Annotated in this window: 13 protein-coding genes; 5 read left to right on the top strand and 8 right to left on the bottom strand. The window is 56.1% G+C overall.

Translation table 11 applies throughout. The features are described 5' to 3' along the window. The first annotated feature begins 81 nt into the window (after positions 1–81). Positions 82–6,078, top strand: a complete 5,997-nt coding sequence (locus OLTU_RS13420) for a protein kinase domain-containing protein (protein WP_141733276.1) — start codon at positions 82–84, stop codon at positions 6,076–6,078. A gap of 30 nt (positions 6,079–6,108) precedes the next feature. Here the strand turns inward: OLTU_RS13420 and OLTU_RS13415 are convergent, their stop codons facing one another. The 4 genes from OLTU_RS13415 to OLTU_RS13400 form a co-directional block, all read right to left on the bottom strand. Continuing rightward, positions 6,109–7,224, bottom strand: coding sequence for a DM9 repeat-containing protein (locus OLTU_RS13415; protein WP_141733275.1), 1,116 nt, complete (start codon positions 7,222–7,224; stop codon positions 6,109–6,111). A gap of 112 nt (positions 7,225–7,336) precedes the next feature. After that, a complete protein-coding gene (locus OLTU_RS13410; RefSeq protein ID WP_141733274.1) occupies positions 7,337–10,489 on the bottom strand; it encodes an efflux RND transporter permease subunit in 3,153 nt (1,050 codons plus the stop codon). A 12-nt stretch (positions 10,490–10,501) separates the two neighbouring features. After that, positions 10,502–11,623 (bottom strand): efflux RND transporter periplasmic adaptor subunit, encoded by a 1,122-nt coding sequence (locus OLTU_RS13405; RefSeq protein WP_141733273.1) that lies wholly within the window; start codon positions 11,621–11,623, stop codon positions 10,502–10,504. Between the two features lie 15 nt (positions 11,624–11,638). Next, positions 11,639–13,141 (bottom strand): TolC family protein, encoded by a 1,503-nt coding sequence (locus tag OLTU_RS13400; RefSeq protein WP_176736592.1) that lies wholly within the window; start codon positions 13,139–13,141, stop codon positions 11,639–11,641. 341 nt (positions 13,142–13,482) lie between these two features. Between OLTU_RS13400 and OLTU_RS13395 the strand changes: the two genes are divergently transcribed. Then, the gene (locus OLTU_RS13395) at positions 13,483–14,850 is read left to right on the top strand and encodes a DUF4832 domain-containing protein (RefSeq protein WP_141733271.1); all 1,368 of its coding nucleotides are present in this window, start codon (positions 13,483–13,485) and stop codon (positions 14,848–14,850) included. On the opposite strand, the gene OLTU_RS13390 is transcribed toward OLTU_RS13395, so the two are convergent. Beyond that, on the bottom strand, positions 14,847–15,959 hold the full coding sequence (locus OLTU_RS13390) for a glycoside hydrolase family 19 protein (RefSeq protein WP_141733270.1): 1,113 nt from the start codon (positions 15,957–15,959) through the stop codon (positions 14,847–14,849). The genes OLTU_RS13395 and OLTU_RS13390 overlap by 4 nt on opposite strands. Before the next feature lie 346 nt (positions 15,960–16,305). Between OLTU_RS13390 and OLTU_RS13385 the strand changes: the two genes are divergently transcribed. Continuing rightward, complete coding sequence (locus OLTU_RS13385; RefSeq protein ID WP_176736591.1) at positions 16,306–19,137, top strand: 7TM diverse intracellular signaling domain-containing protein; 2,832 nt, start codon at positions 16,306–16,308, stop codon at positions 19,135–19,137. Here the strand turns inward: OLTU_RS13385 and OLTU_RS13380 are convergent. Both OLTU_RS13380 and OLTU_RS13375 read right to left on the bottom strand, forming a co-directional pair. Next, on the bottom strand, positions 19,129–20,085 hold the full coding sequence (locus OLTU_RS13380; protein ID WP_141733268.1) for an aldo/keto reductase: 957 nt from the start codon (positions 20,083–20,085) through the stop codon (positions 19,129–19,131). The genes OLTU_RS13385 and OLTU_RS13380 overlap by 9 nt on opposite strands. 31 nt (positions 20,086–20,116) lie before the next feature. Next, the gene (locus OLTU_RS13375; RefSeq protein ID WP_141733267.1) at positions 20,117–20,689 is read right to left on the bottom strand and encodes a hypothetical protein; all 573 of its coding nucleotides are present in this window, start codon (positions 20,687–20,689) and stop codon (positions 20,117–20,119) included. Between OLTU_RS13375 and OLTU_RS13370 the strand changes: the two genes are divergently transcribed. Together OLTU_RS13370 and OLTU_RS13365 are read left to right on the top strand one after the other, a co-directional pair. Continuing rightward, positions 20,682–22,424, top strand: coding sequence for a response regulator (locus tag OLTU_RS13370; protein ID WP_141733266.1), 1,743 nt, complete (start codon positions 20,682–20,684; stop codon positions 22,422–22,424). The genes OLTU_RS13375 and OLTU_RS13370 overlap by 8 nt on opposite strands. Before the next feature lie 84 nt (positions 22,425–22,508). Continuing rightward, entirely contained in the window at positions 22,509–24,302 is a 1,794-nt protein-coding gene (locus OLTU_RS13365; protein ID WP_141733265.1) for a hypothetical protein, read from the top strand. A gap of 6 nt (positions 24,303–24,308) precedes the next feature. On the opposite strand, the gene OLTU_RS13360 is transcribed toward OLTU_RS13365, so the two are convergent. After that, positions 24,309–25,298, bottom strand: a complete 990-nt coding sequence (locus OLTU_RS13360; RefSeq protein ID WP_141733264.1) for a hypothetical protein — start codon at positions 25,296–25,298, stop codon at positions 24,309–24,311. Positions 25,299–25,604: the final 306 nt, after the last annotated feature.

Below are 25,604 nucleotides of genomic sequence, written 5' to 3'. Positions count from 1 at the left end.
CATACAATTTGCTAAGAGCTTCTGAATAAATATTTGCAACGCCCTACCGATAGACTGGGAGTTAAGAAGGAGTACCGCGGTTTGAAATCCCAGATACCAGGAATTACTCTTGAAGCTGAGCCGATTGTATCGGGCCGCAATATCGTCTTTCGTGCCCAGGATGAGCAGGGACGATCGCTGATAGTCAAGGTTCTGGGAGAGGACTACCCATCGGCCCAAAGGATCGCCCGGTTCCGTGCTGAATTTAACATGGTCACTACACTCCAGGGTCCTGGCGTGGAGAAGACCGTTGGCCTGTATCCCTGGGAAAATACGCTGGCCATGGTGCTGGAAGACAGCGGCCCCGATCTGCGCGGGGTGTTGGATGGCCAAACTCTCGCATTGCCTGAATTTTTCGACATCGCCATTGCCGTGGTGGAAGCCATCCGCACGGTTCATACGGCCCGGATCATTCACAAGGACATCAACCCGAGCAACATCTGCTGGAACCGGGAGAGCCGGGACCTTCGTTTAATTGACTTTGATATCGCCACGGAATTCGAAGCCGAAGGCCAGGCGAACGAAGCGGCCCTGGAAGGTTCGCTTCCTTATCTGGCTCCGGAACAGTCCGGACGCATGAATCGGAAGGTCGATTATCGCAGCGATTATTACTCGCTGGGCATTACTTTTTACGAAATGCTGACCGGAAAGCTGCCGTTCCAGGCCGAGGATACCCTGGAGTGGATTCATCAGCACCTGACCAAGGAAGCTGTCCCCGTTTCTGACGTTCGGTCCGATGTTCCACGCGCGGTTACAGCCATTATCAGCAAGCTGATGCGTAAAAATGCGGACGAACGCTACCAAAGCACCTTTGGACTCCTGCATGACCTGCGCCTCTGCCGTGAGGCCTGGCTGAAGGGTGAAGTCAACCCGCCCGACTTCAAGGCCGGAGCCTGTGACGTTTCCGAAAAATTTGCATTTCCTCAAAAGCTCTATGGACGTGAGGCGGAATCCAAAGTCCTGACGGAGGAACTGGCGATCGTCAAGCGCGGTTCGAAGCGCCTGGCTTTTGTCCTGGGTGATGCGGGTGTGGGTAAATCCGCGTTCGTGAAGGACCACTTCCGCCTGTCCCTGGACCAGCACACCTACTTTGTGGAAGGACAGTTCGAGCAGGAGGCCAAGGATACCCCGTTTTACGCCTTCCGCATGGCTCTGCAAAATCTGGCGAAATCCCTGCTCTTGGAGCAGGAAGACGAACTCCAGCGCCTCCGCAAGGACCTGGCCACCGTATTTGAAGGTCAGGCCGGTGGCCTTTTGGCCCTCGCTCCGCAGCTGGAATGGATCATCGGCCCGCAGCGCGGCAACGAGGATCTCGACGGCGAAATTGCCCGCAACCGCTGTATTTATCTTTTGATTCAATTTTTCAAGACAGCGGCCCGGAAGCAAAGACCCATCCTTCTGTTCCTCGACAATATTCAATGGGCGGATAACCCCTCAATCGAACTCATGCGGCAAATGGCAGCCCAGGATCTGCGTTATCTGATGATCCTGACCGCCGGGCGCGATCATGAACTGAAAAACGACGCGCCTCTCCTGCAGATGATGGAAGAGATCAAGGAATTGTCGGACGTTCAGATCACGCGGCTCGAGCCCCTGCCCCTGCCCGCCATCCGGCAGTTTCTCGCGGACACGCTGGCCAGCACCGAGGATCGGGTGGACGCCCTCGCCAGTCTTCTGGTAGACAAAACCAACGGCAATCCCTTCTTTCTGCAATCGCTGCTCAAGCATCTTTATGAAGACGGCAGCATCATCTTCGACCAGGAACAAGGGATATGGAGCTGGGACGTCGCGGCGATCGCTCAGATGGATATCAGCGACAACGTCATCGACGTCATTTTGAAAAAACTGGCTCGTCTTGAGCCTGACGCGCAGGAGATGTTGAAAATCAGTGCCGTGATCGGCACCCGCTTCCGCAAGGACGTCCTGCTCGCCATTCGTGGTCAACTCAAAGAGGATCTCATCGAGCAGGCGCTGCATGACAGTCTGCGTGAAGGTTTCCTTATCAAGGAAGCTTCCGACAAAGCGGAACTCGAAACCTATCGTTTCTCCCATGACCGGATTCAGGAGGCTCTCTATGCCCTGGTTCCGGAAACCTCCCGGGTGGATCTTCATTTGCTGGTCGGCCGCCACCTCTTCCACAACGCACCCGAATCCGAGCGGGAGGCCTGGGCTCCCGAAATCATTCGCCACCTGAACATCAGCATCAGCCTCGTGGATACGGCCGAGGAAAAATTCGAGCTGGCGCGCCTCAACTATAGCGCCGGTGTGAAAGCCTTCCAGGGCACCGCCTATGACTCGGCCAGCGTCTATCTGCAAACGGCGCGCGACCTGACCCAGGACATCGGTTGGAAACAGGACTATGACCTGGTTTACCAGATTCATCTCAAGCTTTGCGAAAGTCTTTACAATTCGAACCGCATCGAGGACGCTCACGCTGTTTATCTCACGGCACGCGAGAAAGCCCAGACGCCGATTGACCAGGCGCGTCTTTGCCTATTGCAGGCGTTGCAACTCAATCTATTGGGGCGTTTGGACGAATCGCTGGATGAGAGTTTGACCGCTCTTCGCCTGCTCGGAGTCCGTCTCAGTCGCTCGCCCAATCCGCTCGGTATCGTCCTGTACCATTTCAGAATCAAACGTCACATGACGCCTGACTTTTTCACCGACTACCAGGCGCGTCTGAAACCGCTGGATGACTCGATTACCCTGAAGATGAAAATCCTGCGATTCCTGACTGTGATTGCCTATCAGCTGAAACTGGAAAACCTGATGGCCACCGGGGTCGTGCTGGCGACTTATTATTCCTGCCGTCATGGGTTCACCAAGGAATCGGCGTCAGCCTTCGTCAATTACTCGGTGATCCTGAGCAGTGTCTTCCGGGAATTCGACATTCCCCCCAAAATCTGCGCGCTCGCTGAAACACTCGACCAGCATTTTGATAGCGTCGATGAACGACCTTATCTCAAATTTGTCATAGCCTGCTTCACCACCAGTCTCTACGGTTCCCTGGCCGACTGCCAGCAAGCGGCCGTCGAGGGTGAAAAATGGGCTTTTCAAATTGGCGACCTGACCCATCAGATCTACAACCGCAATGCCATGATCACAGCACGAAACTTCGTGTTCCAAATTGATCCTGATACGACTTATCTGGAAAGCAAGGTCCACAATATCACCGACACCAGCCCTTATTGGATCTATTTAACCTGGTGTATGCCCGGTCTGGCCCTGGCGGGATTAACCGAGGACCCCACGCGGTTCGATAGCAAGTATCTGCGTGAAGCCACGATCTATGAAAGAAGCGCAGCCAATCCCATTGCCTTGACGGCCCTTAACCTGTTCAAGACGATGCTCGGCGTCATCATGGACAACAAGGAGCTGGGCTTTCAGTATGGCTTGAAGAGTCTGCCCGTTCTGAAGGCCATTTTTGGGCTGACCGAGCAGCTGATGGCACCCTATCACTTTTTGGGTTTCAGCCAGGCCTACCGGCTCCTGGATGCCACTCGTCAGCGTAAGACGCTGCGGGTCCTGCGCCGCATGCATCACCGCATCGAACGCATTGCCCGGAAAGTCCCCAGGAATCTGCAGATGGTGCAATGGCTGATGGAAGCGGAACTGGCACGGATCGCCGATCAGCGTGAGCTGGCGGGCACCCGCTTCGATCAGGCCATCCATGCCGCGCAGCAGGCTGGCTATACCGGATACGTGGCCCTGTTCAATGATATCGCCGGCCGTTTCTATCTCGAAATCGATCGACCCCGGATTGCCGGACTCTATCTGAAGGAAGCCTATTTCCACTATGATCTTTGGGGCGCCAAGGTCAAGCTGGAGGACCTGAAGAACAAGTATGAGGATCTTCTGGGTGAACGGGTGATCAAGCGGGAGAGCAGTTCGCGGACCCAGGTGGCACGCACCACGACCATGATGCGAACGACCGTGCTCGGGACCCGGAATGATACGGCCGGCTCGGAACTCGATCTCATGGCGGTCGTCAAGGCTTCTGAGATTCTGGCCAGTGAAGTCGTCCTGGAATCGCTGCTCGACAAGTTGATGCGAACCACCATTCAAAGCACCGGCGCTCAGAACGCGACCCTGATCCTGAAAGAGGACGATAGCTTCCATGTCTGCGCCACCATCCGCGATGGCCAGGAATCGGGGCTCATGGACATCCCTTACGAAGATTATGAGCACATTCCCCGCTCTCTGATCCAGCTCGCTCTCAGGAGCAACGAACCGGTCGTCATTGATGATCTGAACAACCGCAATGAACTGCTGAGGGATCCCTATATCGCCCAGCATCATCCGCAGTCTCTGCTCTGTGTTCCGATCGTCAATCGGGCCCAGATCGCTGGTGTGATCTACGTCGAGCACATGTCGGTTCAAGGGGCCTTCACCGTGGATCGGGTCAAGGTCCTGAGCGTGATTGCCTCGCAGGCCGCCATCTTTATCAGCAACGCCCGGCTCTATGCGAGCCTTGAAGAAAAGGTCGCAAATCGGACCCGGGAATTGGCGAATAAGACCCGTGATATCCAGACCATGTTGCAGAACATCATGCAAGGGATCTTCACGATCAAACCGGATATGAAAATCCACAGTGAATATTCCGCCTATCTGGAAACGATATTCGGCATGCAAGGCCTCGCGGACCGCGAGGCTATGGAACTGCTCTTCGATCGAACCGACATCAGCGCGGACAAACGCAACCAGGTCAAGGCCGTCGTGGACTTCTGCCTGCACGGGGGTTCGCCGCTTGAATTTATCGTCAACAATCATCTCCTTGTGCGTGAACTCATGCGCAAGGCGAATAACGGCCATGATCAGTTCCTGGAACTCGACTGGCAGGCCATCGAGGGTGAAGACGGTCGGCTGGACAAGCTGATGGTTGTGGTACGGGACGTCACCGAGCTGCGCGAACTCCGGCACGAGGCCGAGCAGCAGCGCCGTGAGCTGCATATCCTGTCGCGACTGATCAGTATCGGCTCACAGCAGACCGAGCGTTTCTTCCGCAATTCCCACGAGAAACTTGCGGCCAACATCGTCATCCTCCATACCGACAACCGGGTGTCACTCGATGAGCTGAAGCTGATCTTCCGGAATCTGCATACCGTCAAAGGCAATGCCCGAACTCTCGGATTCGATGAAGTGGCTGAGGCTGTTCATCATGAAGAGGAGATTTATGCGAAGGCTCTGGCGGGCGATAGTCTGACTCAAAGCGGCAAGGAACTTTTGGAAGGCCAGCACCGTTGCATCGAAAGCCTGGCTGTCTATGAACGCGTCTATCAAAAAACCCTCAAGGACCTGCAGAGCGCACCAGGGGTCCAGGATACCTATCGAGCCTTCTACGAGGAGGTCGGGGATCTGCTGAGCCGCGGGGATACTCAGGATTTGCGCATGCAGCTCACTCAGTGCCTCGAACGCTACCGCATGGAAGGGCAATCGGTGTCACTCGAATCCGTGCTCTCCACGATTCGTGACTCCCTGCCGAGCCTGGCAGAGGAACTGCATAAGGCCATGCCCATCCTTAACGTTGCTCCGTGTCCCGCACGCTTTTTGCCAAATGCTGCGGATGTCATCGGGGATGTGATGATGCATTGTATTCGCAATGCTCTGGATCATGGGATCGAAGTTCCTGACGTCCGGATAGCCAAAGGCAAGAACGAGCAGGGCACCATTACCCTGGACTCCAAAATGCAGTCGGGCTGGCTCCTGCTGCGTCTCTACGATGATGGTCATGGCATCAATTTGCGGGCCCTGGAAGAGAAAGGTCGCAACCTGAAACTGCTGCACCCTGGAGCGGATGATGATGCCATCGCCTCAATGGTTTTCGTGGAAGGCCTGTCCACCAAGGACGGGGTGACCGCCATCTCCGGCCGCGGCATCGGCATGGATGCGGTGAAGATGGCCATCGAAAGCCTCGGTGGATCCATTATGATTGAATTCCTCGGACCGGCCACCGCGGAACGGCGCCGACCTTTCTGTTTGCAGATGGCGCTGCCGGCTTCATGCCTGGCTGGCGACGAGAAGCAGCAGACCGCGGCGTGAGGCGGGGCGTCGTCACCGCCCCTGCTCGAATCAGGGAGACGGAGCGCGGGACGCCAGAATCTTCTCCGTCCCACCCGCCTTCCATGCCAGGACCTGATATTCAGCGTTCGTATTCACACCAAAATATTGATGCGTGCATCCATTCGCGCCTGGCCTCAAAACCCCGGGCGTCTGCTCAGCCAGGTCATCCGCAATCTGCAAATTGCGACAGCTATAAAGCGGGTTGCCATTCGCATCCATGCCCATGGCCACAGCATTGGCTGGCCGGTCGCCGTTGGACGCAGGCACCCATTCCAAATAATCGTCGAACACCCCAGCCGTGATACGGAGCACATCATTTTTATATTGGAGGGTATCCCCGTCATCCGACTGTGACTGCAGGGAATTGCCATTCATGGTCGCATAACATATGGATTTGTCGGCATCGCGGAAGTGCTCAATCATCTTGCCAGGAATGACTTCACCACCGGCATAGACCCGGCAAACAAAAAGATCATCCGTCTGTTCATCCTGGGTGCCGCCTACAACCGCACCGGCAGGAACCTTCGCTCCATCCAAGGCCATCCATTCCAGAAATGAGGACGCGACCGGTGCCCATTCCTGATACTTGACTCCCGCAGCATCCTGAACGGTGACGAAGAATCGGATGGCTTCCTTTTGCGCCTGAACCTCCGCCAGAGACGGAGCCTTCAGATTGATGGCCACATGCCATTCCACACTTCCGTTAATCTCCGCAAGCAGGACCTCCAGGTTACCCGGACTCGGGAGCTGATAGCTCCAGGTCGTGCTGCTAAATTTCGCAGCAAGATTAACCTTGCTGTTGCTCACCTTGTCACGCAGCGCACAGCTCACGACGGCTTCCGGAGCACTTTCGGTCGGAGGTAGAGTTTCGATACATAACAAATAGGATCCTGAGATATTGGAGGGGGGACTGACCTTCTCTTCCGCAGTGGCAGGCTCGGCCGTCATGGGAATCGAAGGGTCGGCCTCAGGCCGCTCTCCGGGTGCTTCCGGAATTTCATTGATGGAGACCGTATGCTGCTCGATGTTGCTGTTCGCAAGAGTGGGACCCATGTCGATGATGGAACTGTGACAGGCGATGCCCGAAAAAACGAAAAATAATACTATGCAGCAGAATTGCAGCACGTCGCGCTCCTCTTGTGTGCCTGATGACCTCTTCTACGTATCGGAGCGCAGCGTTTGCGACTCGAGAATTCTCAAATCTCGACCTGATTTCAGGGGCCTGGCGCTAAAAAACCTAGGCTCCGTGCCGCGCCTGGGCCGGGCCATGAGGCGTGACCGTTGGGTCGGATGATTCATGCGATGCCGCCGGACGCTTGCGCAGGCGCCGCATCATGGAATCCCTCCAATCGGCCAGCGTTTCATAGAATGTGGGAATCACGAGCAGGGTCAGAAAAGTCGAGGTGATGACCCCACCAATCACCGCACGTCCCAGGGGAGCGCGAAAATCGGCGCCTTCGCCTGTCCCAAGAGCCACCGGCAGCATGCCAACGATAATCGCAAGGCTGGTCATCACGATGGGCCTGAGCCTTGTGCCCCCGGCCTCCACGATAGCCGTCTTGCGATCCTTGCCCTCCTGTTCCGCCCACTTGGCAAAGTCGATCAGGAGGATCGCATTCTTTGCGACGATCCCCATCAGCAGGATCACGCCAATCATCGACATGAGGTTCAGTGTGGATCCGGTCACCCATAAACCCAGCATCACACCGATCAATGACAGAGGAAGCGAAGCCATGATTGCAATCGGATCGAGGAAGGAACTGAACTGCATCACAAGAATCATATACATCAGCATCACCGCAATCCCCAGGGCCAGCAGGATGCGACCGAATACCTCGTTTTGATCCTCCGCTTCCCCGCCCTGCGTGATGCGGTAACCGGCCGGCAGCTGCATCGCCGCCACGCGCTCCTGAATGAACGGAACCACCTCCGAAATGGGTCGTCCGTCCGTGTTCGCCCCAACGGTGATCACCCGCTGACGATCGAGGTGACTGATTTGAGCAGGCCCCTGGCTCAACTGCACCCGCGCCACCTGCCCGAGTGGGATGAGCGTGGGCCCTTTCGTTCCGGAAACAACCAGCGGCAGGGCTTCCAAATCAGCCGGACGTTCGCGCGCTTCGGGAGTAAAGCGCACCATCACATCACGCGTTTCACCCGTAGGATCCACCCAGTCCCCGGCGTCAATGCCGGCAAAGGCCGGGCGCAGAGATTGGGCCAGTTCCCCGACAGTCAAGCCCAGCGTGCCGGCCAGCGCGCGATCGACAGTGACTTCAATTTCAGGTTTTTGTCCCTTGGTTGACAGCCCCACATCCACAGCTCCCGGTATCTGCTTCATCTCCTGCTGCAGATTTTCTGCAATACGATTGAGTTCACGCAAGTCTGGACCCCGCACTTCCACCTCGATTTGTTTTTGAGGGCCAAAACCCCCGGTACTGAGGGAAGCGGTGACGCCACCGATACGCTGAATCCGGCCGCGCATTTCATCCGAGATTTCATGCTGGCTCCGATCCCGATCTGCTTTCGGCACGAGGCGCACATATATACTCGCCTCATCCACCACCTCACCTTGCGCCCCGATGCTGGCATAGGTATACGCGACTTCCGGAAACCCGGCCGCAATGCGGGCAGCCTCCTCGGTCTTGAGACGCGTATAATCAAGGTTCGAACCCGGAGGTGACTCCAATTCAATCGTGAACTCCGAAACATCCTGCAGGGGAAAAAATCCACTTCCGATAAGGCCGACCGCAGGCATGGCCAGCGCGGCCACGAAGGAAAGTACCGCAATGGCAAACATCGCTAGCTTGTGCCGCAAGGCCCATTCGATAATCCGCTTATAGCCCTCCGTCTTTCGATCAAACCAGCGATTGAAGATGTCCAGTTTACGGCTGATCCAGGTCCGCTTGCCACCTTCCACCTCGGGGTCACTCCATAGGGCTGAAAGCATGGGATCCAGGGAAAAGGAAACAAACAGCGAAACCATAACAGACGAGGCGATGGTCAAGGCGAAAGGCGCAAACCACTGCTCGGCGACTCCACCCATAAAAGCGATCGGCACAAAGACCACCACGATGGAAAACGTCGTGGCCGCCACTGCCATCCCGATTTCGGACGTTCCTTCGCGCGCGGCCGTCACATGATCCTTGCCCATTTCCATGTGCCTTACGATATTCTCGCGAACCACAATCGCATCGTCGATCAGAATACCGATGGCCAGCGAAAGCCCCAGAAGGGACATCGAATTGAGGGTAAAGCCAAAGGCCCAGACAGCGATGAATGACGCCAGCACCGAAACCGGCAACGCCAGACCCGTGATCACGGTCGATCGCCACGAGGCCAGGAACAGGAAAACGACCAGCACGGTCAGCGCTGCCCCTTCCAATAGCGAAGTTTCCACATCGGCCACCGACTGCTGAACCCGGACGCCGGAGTCGCGGACTATGCGCAGTTCAACGCCTTGCGGAAGCGTCTTCTGGATCCTTTGCACTTCCTCCCGAATCTGATCACTCACAGCCGTAGTGCTGGCATTTGTACTTTTCTTGATATCGATGCCGACCGCCCTCTGTCCGTTAAAAAGGGCCAGGCTGCGCTGTTCTTCCGATCCGTCCCGAACATCGGCGACATCTCCGAGTCGGACGACGCGACCCTGGATCGTCGCAATGGAGACCTGCTTGAATTCCTCGGGCCCTTGCAGGCGTCCAGCCAGTCGGATGGTCCGCTCATCATATTCACCGGTCAGACGCCCGACAGGCGTTGCAAGGTTCTGGCTCTGCATCGCCTGCACGACCTGCCCGACGCTGACGCCTGCGGCCTGGAGCGCCAGAGGCCGGATCTCCACCGTGAGTTCGCGTTCGACGCCCCCCACCACCGTTACGTCCGCAACACCGGTAATGCCCCGAAGCTGGCTGACGATACCAGGATCGGCAATGCGGGTCAGCTCGCCTCCTGAGCGGGTGGACGAGGTCAGAGTCAGGGACACAATGGGAAGATCCTGAGGATCGAAACGCGTCAGCGTCGGTTCCTCCATTTCAGGCGGCAGGTCCGCGCGAATTTCAGAAATTTTATCCCGGATGTCCTGGGACGCCTCCTGCAGATCCTTTTCAAACACAAAGATCACAATGATGTTGGCGAAGCTATCCATGGAAGTTGAAAGTATCTCATCGACTCCGGAAATCGCGGCGATCGCCTCCTCCATTCGATCCACCACCTCCCGCTCCACCGTTTCCGGAGCTGCGCCCGGGTAAGGGACAGCAATGCTGATCACCGGGGGATTCACTTCGGGAAATTCATCGGTATCCACAATCACCAGGGCAATGGCACCAAAGACGATCAGCGCCAGGGTCGTGACGATGGTGACGACCGGATTTTTGATGGCAAAATTGGAAATCCACATGAAGTATCCTCTTCAACTCGCATTGGCGCCCGTGAGCCGCACCGGAGCTCCTGGAGCTATGGATTTGGCAGCTCCTGTCAAGAGCACATCACCTTCATTGATATCTCCCTGTATTTCCACGCGTTCCGTTTGCGGGTCCCTGAGACCGATCTTGACTGGAACCTGCTCGGTCCGTCCGTCCCGGATGCGCATGACGCTGGGGTTTTCGTTGATATTTTCGATCGCGCTCACCGGCACGACCAATGTTTCACGCGTCTCGGCACTGATACGCCCTTCCGCAAAAAGGCCGGCAATCAGCTGACCACCGGGGTTGGGAATCGCAATCAAAATGGGAATCTGACGGGTTGCAGGATCAGCGGCCGGGGCGATCTGCTCGATCGTCCCCGTAAAAATCTGATCGGGATAACCTCGAACCGCAAAGGCTACCGGCGTGCCGATCTTCAAAATGGGCAAGGCGTCGCTGGGTACGGAAGCTTCCAAGCGCATGCTGGAGGGATCGATCACGGTAAAGAGGAGGGCTCCAACAGTCACCACATCCCCTTGATTCACAGCCTTTTCGCTAATGGCTCCATCCATCGGCGATCGTACGGTGGCCGCCTCCAATTGTTCCCGCGCCTGCGCGAGCTGCGCCCGGGCTTGCGCCACCCGAGCCGAGGCGGTCGTCCGCGCACTTTGAGCGACTTCGAGATCTCGCGGCGCGAGCGCCCCACCCTGCACGAGCGCTTGCGTTCGTTCGGCCTGGCGGGCTGCGTTTTGCAGCTCGAATTCTGCGGATCGCAGCGCCGATTGCGCCGAAGCATAAGCATTGCGCAGCGCGGTATCTTCAATTCGTGCCAGGATCTGACCACGGGTCACAGTCCTGCCCATATCAACTTCAACGGACGTGACCGAGCCGGAAATTTCCGCCCGGACGCGGGCCTGCTCGCGTGGTTCCAGGGAACCCGAAAGCCGGGGGCCGGAGCTGATCGCCTCACGACGCACGATGATCGTATTCTCCGGGCCAACCAGCATCGGTGTGGGTTCCTCAGGGGTCGCGCCATTTTCCGCATTACGCTTGCAGGATCCCGAACAGGCGGCTGCGATCATGAAAAGAACAAGATAGTGTTTCATGCTGATCAGATGAATGGAGCGCATGGAAATCCCTCCCCCCTAGTTCGGCACCGTGCCCACTCCTTGAGCTGCTGGCGTCGTTTCCGTGGGTGCTGTGTTCGCAGTCCCTGACGAGAGACTGCCGGTATCGCTGCGCACAATGCTGGCAGCGCTTAATGGAAGATGAGGCAATAAAGTGAACCGCACACGGGCCACCTGCAGATCGCGGGCGGCGCGGGCCCGGTTGGCCTGAGCCTGCTGCAGTTGCAGACGGGAATCGGCCAGTTCCAGTTGCGTGGATATACCATCACGATAACGAATTTCTGCAATTTGATAAGCACGCTCGGCCTGGGAAACGGTCCCCGCGCTTGCTTCCCATTGGGCCTTCGCGGACGCCAGCTGATCCGCAGCACTGCGGGCATCCAACGCCGCCTGTTCCCGTATCTGCCGGGCGCGGGCCTGGGCTTCCTCAAGGTCGGCGGCAGCGCTGCGCTGTTCGCCCTGGATACGCAATCCGCTGAAAATAGGAACGGTCAGCTGCACTCCGGCGGTCCAGTTCCGAAACCACTCCTTCGATTCCGGCAGACCGGACTCGGGATAGGCCGCCCAGCCATAATTAGAAACAGCGCTGATGTTGGGCCAATGCTGTGATTTCGCCAGATCAACTCCGGCCTCGCGCATTTCAACCGCCGTCAAAGCCTGTTCGACCACCAGACGGGAATCCTGGTCCTTCCGGGGCTCCGACAGATGAGCCGTCTGACGGGCAACGGAGGTCAGATCACGCATCTGTTCCTCTTCCAGTGTGGAGGTCAGAACCAGATCCTTTTCCAAAGGAATGTCGAGAAACTGTTTCAGGCGCAGGAGGGCCTGATCTCTCTGCATGCGTGCTGTCAGAAGCTGAGGCCGCTGATTTTCAACGGTCACCTGAGCCCGCAGCACATCGAACTCCGGGCGTGTCCCCTGTCGACCGCCGAGCTTGACCTGCTTGAGTGTGATCTCCGCCTGCTGCAGGGCGGCCTCCGCAATCGTGACAAGCTGCTGGCCCAGGACCGCATCATAGTAACCCTGTACGGTCGTCAGCACGGTCAACGCCCGGGCTGCATCCAGATCCAGTTCAGCGATTTTTCGAGCTGCGTTGCTCATACCCTGGCGGGCGAGACTCCGGCCGCCTGCAAAAATATTCTGCGACAAGGTAAACCCCGCGCGCCAGGTGTTCTCTTGAAAAAAAGGCATGAAACCGGTTCCTGCAGTTGGACCCATCATGCCTGAAGCGGCCAGATCATCAACATCCGGTTCCAGGAGACGATCATAGGACAGGGATCCATTGATCTGGGGATACCATTCGCTGCGCGCCTGCATTTGCTGCGCTTCGGCCCGCTTGACGGCAGCGACCGCAGCGGTGACATCTTCGCTGGCCCGTTCGGCAAGGCGCAACGCATCTTCAATGCTGAGCGTGACAGCAGCCGGGCCAGACGTTACAGGAGCGCGAGTCTCCTGAGCCAGACCCATTCTGTATGGGAAGAAACAGAAAGCCGCGAAGGACAGATTGAAAAGCCAATTCATGACATGACTCCCGGGTGTCCGTGTCAGGCATCGAATTGCAAAAGCCGAAGGACGAACGCCATTGAGAGCGTTTCCATCAATACTTCGGGAAAATCGTGTGCAGGAGCCATACCAGATTTCACGCTTGCGCCGCAGAACAGGATGAAGGGCCGATGCAAACTCAACCATGAGAATGGGCCGAATCGAATCTGCGTCACCCGTCGTGACACGGAAAACTGCCTTGGTAAAGTTTGACCAGCCTTGTCCTCAGCAGGACATCTGTCGCAATTCAGGCACTCATACCTTTGGGGTTTGTTATAAGCCCCGGATGTTCGTTATAAGGGATCGAGGAGGGCCCTTCTGTGCGTACTTTGATGAACCTTTTGATCCTGAGTCTCCTGCTGCCGGCCGCTTGCCACAAGCGTACTTCACCGGACGTCAAGCCCAGCCCGCGCGACCAGAACCTCGAAACACCAGTCACGCCTGCGCCGCAACTTACGGCTTTCCATTGGACCTATCAGGAAGATCCGCGCGATATCGTGAGTCCCGGTCGTGGTTTCTATTCCTGGAATACGGGTGATCAGGACAAAGGCCTGGCGTTGATTCGCGTTGTGCTGACCTCTTATTGCGGCACCGAAATCCTGGATGAGAGCGTAGGCCGGAACCTCGAACAGCGCTTCGCTGAAGTGCGTCAGGTACCGGGAAAACAGGCGATCGTGCGAGTCATCTACGCCGACGATGGTGTGCTCAATCCTTGCGGTCTGGCCGAAGCGGCCCGCCCTGAACTCGCGATCCAGCATCTCAAACAACTGGCCCCTATTTTCAAAGCTCATCGATACGACATCGCGTTCTTTGAAGCCGGCTTCTATGGAATGTGGGGCGAATGGAACAGTGAGTATGCACCGAACGGCCGTGGCTATGCGGAGGATCCTCAGCTCCGTTTTCAGCTCGTGCGGGCTCTTTTGGATGAACTCCCCGATGATTTCCTCATCATGATCCGGCGGCCGCGCTTTCGGGCTGAGCTGGAAAGCCGCCTGACGCCAGCTGAGATGAAGCGCCTCGGCTTTCATAATGATTGCTACCTGGCCTCGGAAACCGACATGGGCACCTATGATGGTGACCGGACGCCGGATCAGTGGAAGGATATGATCGCAACATTATCACGCCAGGGTCAGGCGATCGGCGGTGAAACCTGTGTGGACAATCCGGTTTACACCAGTTGTGAGGCGGCTCTGCAGGATATGGAGCGCCTGGGCATGAGCTATCTGAACACGGGCTGGAACGCGAAGGTGCTGGACCGCTGGAAAACGGAAGGCTGTTATGATGAGGTGGCCACCCGTCTGGGCTATCGCTTTATCCTCGAATCCGCGAAGGCTGTCGTCAGTCCCGACCATAAGCTGACGCTCGACTTGAAGATCCGAAACGATGGGTTTGCCCCGGCCTATCATCCTTTCCGTCCTGAGATCGCCGTGGTCAATGCCGCAGGCGTATCGCAGGCTTTGGAATTGGGATCCGGAGAGGGCCTTGACCCTCGTTCATGGCTTCCCGGTTCAACTCAATCGGTGCGCCTGCAGGCGGACGTTTCCGTCGTGCCCGCCGGAACCTTCGAAATTGAGCTTCGCTGGTCCTACCAGGGCCGCATTCTCCGTTTCCCTGTCCAGTCCGTTTGGGACGAAAACCGCCAGACCTATCGTCTGGGATCGATGGAAATGGTTCGCTTTAAATCCTAACAGCCGGTTCTTTCCCCCATCGATACGCCGAGTATGTTCGAAATACGACTGAAGTAATTGATACGCGCCTGAACCTGAGCGGGGTTACGACCCCCGCATTCCAAAGCGCCATTGATGGTCCGGATGGTTTCACCGAAGCCGGCACCGCTCACGATTGCGTTGTGACTGGTCATCGTTCCCGCTCCGGTTTGGGTCATCCAAAACCAGATAGCCGTCTGCCAGGCGACTTTGGAATCCTGAGCCACCAAATCCGGATTCGCCAGAATATCGACGCCGATAACTCGGGAAGCCGCGCCATAGTTATAGTTCCAGCTCAGCTGGATCGGGCCGCGACCGTAATACTGCTTGCCAGGGGCGCAAGGCGAGACCGTATTGCTTTGATCGCAATAAAGAGGCCAGTTGGCTCGATTGATTTCTTCCACGTACTGAAGATGACCTGATTCGTGCTCGATATTGGCCAGGAAAGCGGCCACTTCACGCTTGCGGATTTCTTCGCTGCCTTCCTTGGCAAAGCCCGGATAGGAGTCGATAGCCGACGCCAGACCTTCATAAGTATAGAACGCGAGGCGATTCGGGAACATCGTGTTAAACATGGCTTCGGTCAGGATACTGCGGAAACCGCTACCGCTTTGACCTGCATTCGGAGCCGGTGCGGGAGCAGGCGCGGGTGCGGGAGCAGGATTTTGCGGATCCGCACAGCTTCCCACTTCATCCCAAAACCAGGTGCTGATCACGGGATCATAACCGGGGTTGGCATGCGTGGCTCGGTAAGTTTTTCCATTGTAGACAACCAACGCACCGGCCGCATAAGGAGTTCCGGCCTGCCAGGCCTGTGTGCTGCTGCATGAGGTCGTTGGTCCGCCGCTGCACGCGGTTGGTTCCCAGTACCAGGTGCTGATGGTGGGATGATAGCCAGGGTTATCATGTTCGGCAACATACGCCTGGCCGTTCAAGATGACTTTATCGCCCGTCCTATACAATTGACCTTGGACCCACTGTGGATAGTTACAGCTGGTGCTGGCAAGGTTGGAAGATGTGCCCGGTTTCAAACAGCCTGAAGCAAAAACGAGGGGAAGGGAAAGCGCAAGCAGAACAAGGGCTGGTCGCATACAAAAGGCTCCTGTCTTTCTAAAAAAAACGAGTCCGTCCGGCTAAGTGCCGACGAACTTTCTTACTTGTCGGAAGAATTTGAACAACCTTGAGATAATTTACTGAGTTGCAGAAATTCCACGATTTTCCCATTGGAAAACGGACACATGACATCCGATTCGACCCCTGCCCTTCACTCCGTCCGCAGCAGGACGCGGATGCCCGAAAAACTTCACGAGAAGTAAAGGCACCTGTTCCCAATGATTCACCTGGATTACTTGAAGCATGCCCAACGCTTCATATCCCCTGGGCGGCCGATCTCAACAACTCAAGACCGGCGCCGAAGATTTGGTGTGGAGGTCTGCCATGCAATGGTTAAGAATACCGCTTATTTTCCTCACCCTGATACTGGGTCTGCCCGGAGCTGCATACGCTGACGCAAGTCCCATTTTTCAGGTCCAGGAGAAGATTCAAGGCGTCAGCCTTAACCCGCATCTGGAATTCTTCGAAGATAAATCCTCGGCCCTTACGATCGAACAGATGCTGGATCCTGCAACGCAGCCGCAATTCTTTCGTCCCGATAAAAAAGTTCTCTCCTTCGGCTTCACCCCTTCCGTCTGGTGGGCACGATTCCAGCTGGAGAACCCTTCCGCAAATCCGCGCCGCATCCTGATCCTCCAGCATTACCCGCTTCTGGATGAAATTGAATTTTATGCCGTCGCTGATGGCCGCATACTGAAACGCCTTCTCAGTGGAGATATGGGACAGCGTGAGACCTCCGACCCGGAGTATCGATCCCCACTCTTCACCCTCGACGTCCCACCTGGAACCGCGACCGTCCTTCTGCGGGCCAGGTCCAAAGGTCCCATGAATTTCGAGATCCAGGCCTATTCGGAAAGGGAATTTCATCAGCATCATAAAATGGAATATACCTTTCTTTTTTCGATGCTGAGCGTGCTCTTCGTGATGGCCCTTTATAACCTCCTGATCTATCTGCAGCTCAGAAAAACCGTTTATCTGATCTATGTGGCCTTCCTCATCACCATGATGCTCCAGCCACTGTCCTATTCCGGGCTTTTCGCCGAACTGCTGCCGCAGTGGCCCTTTCTCTTGAATGAAGGCTATCTGATCGATGGGAATGCCTCATCCTTTTTAGCCTGTCTCTATCCCATCTACTTTCTTTCCTTGCGCAACCGGCACCCCTGGTTGACCAGGTTCTGCGTCTTTGGGATGATTATGGCGACTGTTGCCACCATAATTGCTCTCCTCCTGCCCTATGAGATCGCGGCGATCATGGCCGGAAGCTGCTCCATGTATGCCTCCTTCGCTACGCTCGCCTGCGGCGTCACCTGCTCCATCAAACGCTACCGTCCGGCTTATTTTTTCACCGCGGCATGGTCCTCCTTGATCTTCGCCAATCTCCTGCGGATTCTCACAGCTTTCAGTGTTCTGCCCTGGCTCTTCGTCACGGAATGGGGCACCTTGATCGCCTCGGTGTTTGAAGTCACCCTCCTGTCTCTGGGTTTGGCGGATAAGATCCGGCTGACCGAAAAGTCGGCTCTGGAAAGAATCGGCAAACTCAACACGGATCTGCAAAAGGAGCACGCCAAGGTCGTGGCTCTGAATGAGCACCTGGAAGAAAGAGTGGAGGAGCAGACTCGCGAAGTGAAATCCATACTCACGCATATTCAGATGGGTATTCTGGTGGCGAAAGGCGACCAGCTGGCGATCACGCCTGCCTTCTCGGATCATACGAAGTCCATCTTCCACACCCAGCAGGTGGAAGGCCAGGATCTGGTGGAGTTCATCTTTCAAAAGACCCGACTGAATGCGGATCAAAGATCACAGATCCGCAGTCTTTTGAACAGCTGCATGAATGAGGATGCCATCAACACGGAATTGAATCTGCACGCCCTGCCCCTGGAAGTGGAATGCTTCGATGGATCGGATGGGCAGCTGCTTCAACTCGACTGGAATCCTGTCGTCAACGATGAAGGCGTGGTCGAAAAGATGCTGGTGACCATCAAGGACGTCACTCGCCTGAAAAAACTTGAAAGCGTCGCGGCAGAAAAATCCAAGGAACTGGCCTACATCGGCGAGATTCTGGAAGTTCAACCAGCCATTTTTGATCGCTTCGTCGAATCAAGCCAGAAATTTCTGGCCGAGAATGAACGCCTCATCAAGGCCAACCGCAGGATGAATCAGGACATCCTGAAAATTCTTTTCATCAACATGCATACCATCAAAGGTGTGACCCGCTCGCTGGGTCTGCAACACCTGACGCCTGCGGTTCATGAGGCCGAGCAGAATCTGGCTGCCCTTATGAAGGACGAAAAGCCCTGGAATCAGGCCGCCCTGCTCAAGGATCTCGAGGCCGTCCAGGACCTTCTGGATGTCTACCAGACTTTGAGTCAGAACAAGCTGGGACGCGATGGTTCCGGTCGTCTCGGGATCACACCCGATTATGCCGACAGCCTCGCGCATTTCTTCGGTCTGGTGGAAAAATTCGGCCCCGCGGACTTGCGAGTGGGCGCCAATCCTCTGAAAAAAGTGATCGAAGACCTGATCCTGATACGGGCCGAGACTCTCTTCCGCGAGGTTATGGCCAATGCTGATATGCTGGCCCGCGACCTTCATAAGGAATATCCTCAGATCGAGATCGACGACCAGGGTATTCACCTGAGCCAGCTCGGGCAGAACCTCATCCGTCACACCTTTATTCATCTCGTCCGCAACACCATGGATCATGGCATCGAGAGTGCCGCGGAGAGAGTGGCCCAGGGCAAAAATCCGGCCGGCCTGATCAAGGTGCAGCTCAAGGTCGTTCAGGACGAGCTGATCATCCAGTATACGGATGACGGAGCGGGATTGAACCTTGCAGCTCTGCAGGATCTGGCCCGTGCCAAGGGTCTGCTCAGACCGGACAGTCAACCGTCACCGCTGGAAACAGCCTGGGTCATCTTTGAGCCGGGGCTTTCCACCTGCCATGCGGCGAATGAAATCTCGGGACGCGGCGTCGGCATGAGCGCGGTGAAGGAATACATTGAAGACGCCAAGGGCTCGGTTCATATCCGACTGTTGGATAATCCCTACACCCGGCGTCCCGGCTTTCAAAACTTCATGTTGGAAATCAACCTCCCGCCCGCATGCTTTGTCGTGAGGGAAGCGAGTGAAAAACGATTCAAGACGTCAGCCTAGGTCGCTGGCCCGGGTCAACCGGCTGATGGCCTCCGGGCTCAGCTCAAGCCTTGGTGCCTGCACCAGGTCGCGCAGCTGCTCCCGAGTCGTGGCACTGACGATCGGGGCCGTGATGCCCGGCCGATGCAGAAGCCAGGCCAGGGACACTTGAGTGGGAGTGGAACGGGTTTCCGCCGCCACCTCGTCCAGGGCCTGAAGAATACGCAGGCCGCGCTCGTTCAAATACTTGTTCCTGATCCCCTGACCACGAGGGCTCTTGTTCACATCGGCTGCGGATCGATACTTGCCGCTCAGAAAGCCGCTGGCCAGGGAAAAATACGGAATCACAGCGAGGCCTTCCTCTCGACATAGTGTCTCCAGACCACTCTCATAGTGGGCTCGATCATAAAGATTATATTCGGGCTGCAGAGTTTCATAGCGATGCAGGCCGCGGCTCTTACTGATTTTGAGCGACTCGGCCAGGCGATCAACTTCGTAATTGGATGCCCCGATCACCCGGACCTTGCCCTGCTGAATCAAGGCATCAAAAGCAGCCAGCGTCTCGTCAAGAGGTGTTTCCCGATCGTCCTGGTGAGCCTGGTAAAGGTCGATGTAATCGGTCTGCAGGCGCTTCAAGGAGGCCTCGACCGCTTCCATGATATAAGCCTTTTTCAGACCTTTTCGGTCGGGCCCCATGGGGCTGCCCACCTTGGTCGCCAGCACGATGCTGCGGCGATTGCCGCGCGCCTTCATCCATCGGCCCAGTATGCTTTCCGACTCGCCACCCTGGTTGCCGGGAACCCAACTGGAATAAACATCCGCTGTGTCGATGCAATTGAATCCTTCTGCGACGAAGGCATCGAGTATTTCAAAGGAACGAGCCTCATCAATCGTCCAGCCAAAAACATTACCGCCGAAAACAATGGGAGCGATCTGCAGATCGGTTCGCCCGAGTGCACGTGGTTTCATCAATCATTCCTTTCCCTGGTCTGATGTTCCTCTAATCTTCCTGGGCCAGCATTTTTAAACCGTCGATGATGGCAAGATTGATTTCATCACGGTTCTCCAATACCAGGGTCATTCCGGAAGCATAGAGAATATAGGTTCCGGCCCAATGATCTTCAAGCATTAACCCCATCCCGCGATGGCAAGTCAAGGTAATGGTGGTGCCGGAATAGTGGGTCAAATTCAGCTTAAAGGTTGTGCGCGCCGGCCCGCGATAGGTCGTCTCACTTTTTTTGGCGCCTTCCTTGTCACAATTCGCATGATGAGGTTTATGCAGCGTCGCCAGGCAGGCTGGACAGATGCGAATGCCCCAAATTTCACAGTTGAGCAGATTCAGCTTGCGCACTCCGCAGTGATAACAATGCGGAACGACAGCGCTGACGTCATTTCGTATGGGTTGATTTTTGTTCAAGATATTTCCATACCTCAAAGAAAGATTGCGCTCTCCTCCTTGAATCGGACTCCCGGACAACAGACTTGAACAAAAAGCTTTCGCTGAGCTTTTATTCATAAAGACCATAGAGTTTTTACCGATAATTGAGAGCCGGAAGGAGATTTCGATGCGCATAGGGCTCGTGGATAAGGACCGCATGGTCCTGCAACTTGTTACACAATACATGGCGGATGCTGGTCATGAGGTTGTGGAAGTTGATCCTGAAACCTTGTCCACCTTTGCGGACAGCATGGATCTCTTTGTTATTGATCTCGCCCTGAACAATCAGGTCGGAGTTGGCATCTACGATGAGCTCCGCCAGCTTCCTGGTCATGAACGCACACCATGTCTGCTCATTTCGGGGCGCGTCACCACCCACAGCGCGATGACCGTCCGTGGTGATCCCGCGGCCAGTCTCTTGCTGAAACCCTTCACCCGCGATGTCTTCCTTGATTGCCTGAAACGCTGTCTGAGACACAACCTCACCTGGCGGAGCGGGATGCATGCCATTATCGTGGAAGAGGGTCAGGATGATCTTCAGGCGCTTTCCCCGCAGGAGATCCTGGAGGACTGGCGGAAGGACCTGATTGTCATTGAACAGAGCTTTCATCAGCTGAAGCGCAAGCTCCAGATGGATCCCCGGGAGCTGCTGGACCTGGAACGAAAAAGGCGCCAGGACAACCCCGATGCGGGTCCTTTGGATGAAAAAGCCTTGCGCTCCAGGATTATGCAGGAAACCCTATTAAAATCCATCCTGCTCGTCGTTCGGGATGAAAGCACGTCCAAGCCCATGCTGGAATTGTTTCGTCAAAGGGGCATTTTCGAAGTGCATTGTTTCGAAGACGGAAACAGCGCCTGGCAGGCTCTGCAGGATCAGCGCTATGATCTCATCATCCTGGAGTGGCAGGGCAACATCGCCCTCTATAATCGCGTGCGTGACAATCCCGGTACCAGAACCATTCCGATTCTGGCTCTGACCAATGACACCGAAGAAAAAATCGTTCAGGCTTTGATTGAGGATGACCTCCGCCTGGCCCAGGAGCATCGGCCCATTCCCCTTCAGAAATTGCAGGACAGCCTCGTTCAGCTGGTGGCCGCCTCGCTCTGCTACGAGGAAATTCATAGTGCCCTGGAACGTATCCTGCAGAATTCCTGTCCGCTGGATGTTCTGAAAAATCTGGTGCGGGATCTTTGTGAGCGATTGCCTCAGCTGCAGCTGCATATCCTGGACGTGGCCTATGAGCTGGCTCAAAAGGAGCGCTTCAACGACGCTGAAAAGATCGGCCGCGTCCTCCTCGATCGGCCTGAGTTCATGGTGGGCGCTTCCACTCTGCTGGCCAGGATTTATCATCTGACCCAAAGGTCGGAAGCTGCCAGCGATATCCTGCGTTACCTGACCGCCCTCGCCCCCGATCGCATTGATCGTCTGCTCCTGGCGGCCGAGGCGGAAATTGCCATGCTGCGGCCTCAATCAGCAGACAGTTATATTGCCAAAGCACAGACGATCGATGCGGAGCATCCCCGTGTTCAGGCGGCCATGGTCATATCCGAAAGCATGGCGGAAATCACCGAAGAACTCGGCAGTTCCCAGGCCATGCGGAGTTTTGCAAGCCTTCTGAATGTCGTGGGCGTGACACTGGCGAAATCCGGTCGATCGACCGAAGCCGAACGCTACTATCTTTCCGCCCTGGCTTTTGTTCAGGATCGCATGGACAAGGCCCGGCTTCAGTACAACCTGGGCGTCAATTACCTGCGCAGGAAGGAAAAGGACAAGGCCATGGAGCATTTTATCGAAGCCAATCGCCTCGCCGATGGCAACCTGATCAAGGCCAGCGCCCATCTTCCGCCCACAGGTTCCGACAAAAAATAACAAATCCTCCCCATGGCTCTGCATAAACTAAGGTTCAGCGTGCGCTCTTCCGAAGACTTTGCTGGGGAAATAGGGGTGCAATGCATGAAATGGCTGCTGATCCTGGCGACTCTGGCAAACCTGTCCAGTGGCTGCCGCGAGATCAAACCTGAAGAGCCGCTCTATGGCTATGGAACCGAACCGGAGCAGACGACCGGCGCGGATGCCATTCTTTCTCAACAAACACCTCACAATATTACGTCCGCTGTGGGCATGACGCTCGCAGCTTTTGGTGCCGCCAGTCGTGAATGGCAAACGATCGATCAAATGCTGCAGGCTGAGGATTGGCAGGAAGTGGCCTGTGATGCTCTCCCGGCCGATGCCACGAGTCCGGGCGTTGGCGCCCACGTTCTGGATGCGAATGGCTGGATCACCGAACTGCCGCTGAAAGGTCGCTGTGTGGGAACCAGGCTCTTTCAAGGCGCCAGGGGCAGCTATCCGAGCGGTCGCTACCTCGTCCGATTCTCAGGCGGAGCTTCGCTCTCCGTAGCCGGTGATGCGAATGCCGTGGCCTCCCTCGGGACTGAGCTTGCGGCCTTTGATGTGGTGACGCCCTCCGAGGCCGGCGTGCTGCTCAAAATCAGTTCTCTGACGGCCGGCAATCCGATCCGGAATATTCAGGTCATTGCTCCCGGAGGCGTCTGCGGAAAAAGCCTGACCGAACTTCTGCCTTTTTCCTATTGTCGAACCGATCGTGGGGGCAGCGGCTCCTGTGGCACAGGTCTGACCTGTTTTGATTTTTCAAAAATCACCATTAACACTTCGGAAAGCAATGATTTGAGTCAGTTCAATGACCTTGTCACAGGTCGCAGCAAGGTCTTCTTTCATCCCCTCTTCCTGCAAAGCCTGCGTCCCTATAAATCCCTGGGCTTTCGGCATTGGCTCATGCCGGCCGGCCGCTTTGCTCGCGACCTTGGCACTTTGAATTCCAATGTTGCTCACTTCGCTGAGGATCGTGGTGCACCACCGGAGATCGCGGCGACCCTGGCGAATCTTTTGGAAGCTGATCCCTGGATCAGCATTCCAGCGGATGCCTCCGAGGAGCTGGTCACGACCACAGCATCTCTCTTCAAAGCCCGCCTGAAGTCCAATCTTACCGTTCACCTCGATTATGGGGGAGAATTTTGGATTGAAGGGTCCGTAGCGCGTGATTATATGACCCTGGCGGCCGAACTGTTGCACCTGCCCTCTTATGAAGTTTTCTATGTGCAGCGTCTGTCCACCTTCGCGGCCGCCTGGAAATCCGCCTTTGGAACGGAAGCCGCTCGGATTCAGGTGGCCGGCTTTGTAAATGCTACAGACACGGAAATGCCGGCACGCCTGCAGACGGTCGTCACACCGCCTCCGTTCACGTACTTTGCCACGTCAGCCCATTTCCTCGCGCCCGCCGTCGAGGGCATCGATGAGGAAAGCACAGCCGACTTTTTTGAGGCCATCACTGGTGGCCCTGGTGTTGCTGCGGAAGAATCCTCCTTTGGTCAAACTCAGGCACGCCTGCAGGCCCTGGCCAGCGCAGTATCCACCCTGGGTCTTCCTTTGGTGGCCTATGGCAGTGGGCCGGCGTTTACCCCGGCCTTGACCTGGGACGACGCGCGGGATCCTCTTCGCAATGATGAGCGCATGGGGGCCTTGATCAGCCTCAATCTTCAGACCTGGAAGGACCTGGGAGGCCGACTGATCTTCTTTGACAAAAGCGCGGATGACACGCGCACGGAATCGGGATGGGGCGCCTTGCGCACCCAACAGGATTCCCGCTCCAGACTTGCCAATGCCTTGCGTGAATTTATCGAAGCCAATCCCTGCTGGTGGGAAGGATGTCAAACAACGACCACACCTTGAGCCTGATCAGCGACTCTTCAGGTCATAGGCCACACTGAGGCTGAGACCCTGGTCCTGAATGCGATCCGCACCACGATTCAGGTTGGCGAGATAACCGAACAAGCCTCCCAGATGCACTTCAAAGCGCTGAATCCTGATCGCGAAATCAATGCCGTACGTGAGGGACGGAGCGGATTGCCAGATGAGGCTGCGATCCATGTCCACGGGAACGCTCACACTGTCACCGAGGCTTTCCGCGAGCTTTTCATTGCCATCCTTGATGGAGCCGAGCTGTACCTGGCGGTGGTTGATCCAGGGAAAGACCGTAAAGCGTTTCGCAAGGGTGGCCGCCACGTTAAGACCAAAATCATAGGCGCGCACATCATATTTCAAGCGGGTGCTCGGCGAATCCGTGGTGGAATCCGTGCGCGTGCCCCGGGTTTCCTCAACTGCCGATAGACTGCGGCCACCGACGATCAGCGTGCCACCCAACCAGTTGGGAAGTGAACTCGAACGTAGGGAGACAAATCCATAGATCCCCACGCCGGTGTATTGGGTTTCGCTGTACTCTTCATGGAATGTTCCGGCCGATGTATCCGACTCCGCTTCACGATCGAGGTACTTGACCTGACGCTTGCCGGCTTCGCCTGTGAAGCCGATGCCGAAGCGGTCGGCGGAAAAGGCGATCAACGGCAGGACCGACCAGCCGGTCATTTCCAGGCGTTGATCCAGCTCACTAAAATCCTTGGGCAAATCATCCTGTGAGGGTGCCACGATCAGATCCACCAGCTCCATCTCAAGGGACAACGATATGTTGTCGCGCTTCGGCGTAATGTGATGATTGGGAGCTGACGCCAGGAAGGAGGAGCGGGATTGCCGATGCTTGCCATAGGCATCCTGAAATTCCTGTCGTTCGGCCTGGCTTTGCGTGCTCTGAGCCCAAGCATAATGCGGCAGCACGCAGAGAGCGCACAGCACCACATTTCTTCTGAAGCCTTGAACTCTCAACACGGACATGATCACCCTTTCCCGGAACTGCCGTTCCTAACTTTCTCGGTTGATTTCAGGCCTTTCTTGACATGCCCCCCAACCCACAGCCGATCGTTGGCAATACATACCACAGCAATACCACTCACCCCATTCGAGGGGTTTGTTCATTGCATGGAAAAAGTTAAGTTTTGCTAAATTCCAAAGAATTCACGCATTTCTTCGTTGATGCCGTTGGTCTCTAATTGGTATGGTTCACACAATTTCCCATCAAGGTCTTTGCCGTCGATCGAGGCAGACCCACATTTGAATAACGTGATGCTTTGGAGAGGATCA

This window comes from Oligoflexus tunisiensis, from assembly GCF_001748245.1.
Taxonomy (GTDB): Bacteria; Bdellovibrionota_B; Oligoflexia; order Oligoflexales; family Oligoflexaceae; genus Oligoflexus; species Oligoflexus tunisiensis.
This window is presented reverse-complemented; position numbering and strand designations above follow the sequence as displayed.

What these genes read in the sequence shown, in the direction of transcription:
- OLTU_RS13385 (WP_176736591.1), top strand. Translation starts at nt 16,306, where the DNA reads ATGCAATGGTTAAGAATACCGCTTATTTTCCTCACCCTGATACTGGGT.
- OLTU_RS13400 (WP_176736592.1), bottom strand. Translation starts at nt 13,141, where the DNA reads ATGAATTGGCTTTTCAATCTGTCCTTCGCGGCTTTCTGTTTCTTCCCA.
- OLTU_RS13405 (WP_141733273.1), bottom strand. Translation starts at nt 11,623, where the DNA reads ATGCGCTCCATTCATCTGATCAGCATGAAACACTATCTTGTTCTTTTC.
- OLTU_RS13390 (WP_141733270.1), bottom strand. Translation starts at nt 15,959, where the DNA reads ATGCGACCAGCCCTTGTTCTGCTTGCGCTTTCCCTTCCCCTCGTTTTT.
- OLTU_RS13365 (WP_141733265.1), top strand. Translation starts at nt 22,509, where the DNA reads ATGAAATGGCTGCTGATCCTGGCGACTCTGGCAAACCTGTCCAGTGGC.
- OLTU_RS13375 (WP_141733267.1), bottom strand. Translation starts at nt 20,689, where the DNA reads ATGCGCATCGAAATCTCCTTCCGGCTCTCAATTATCGGTAAAAACTCT.
- OLTU_RS13410 (WP_141733274.1), bottom strand. Translation starts at nt 10,489, where the DNA reads ATGTGGATTTCCAATTTTGCCATCAAAAATCCGGTCGTCACCATCGTC.
- OLTU_RS13360 (WP_141733264.1), bottom strand. Translation starts at nt 25,298, where the DNA reads ATGTCCGTGTTGAGAGTTCAAGGCTTCAGAAGAAATGTGGTGCTGTGC.
- OLTU_RS13380 (WP_141733268.1), bottom strand. Translation starts at nt 20,085, where the DNA reads ATGAAACCACGTGCACTCGGGCGAACCGATCTGCAGATCGCTCCCATT.
- OLTU_RS13370 (WP_141733266.1), top strand. Translation starts at nt 20,682, where the DNA reads ATGCGCATAGGGCTCGTGGATAAGGACCGCATGGTCCTGCAACTTGTT.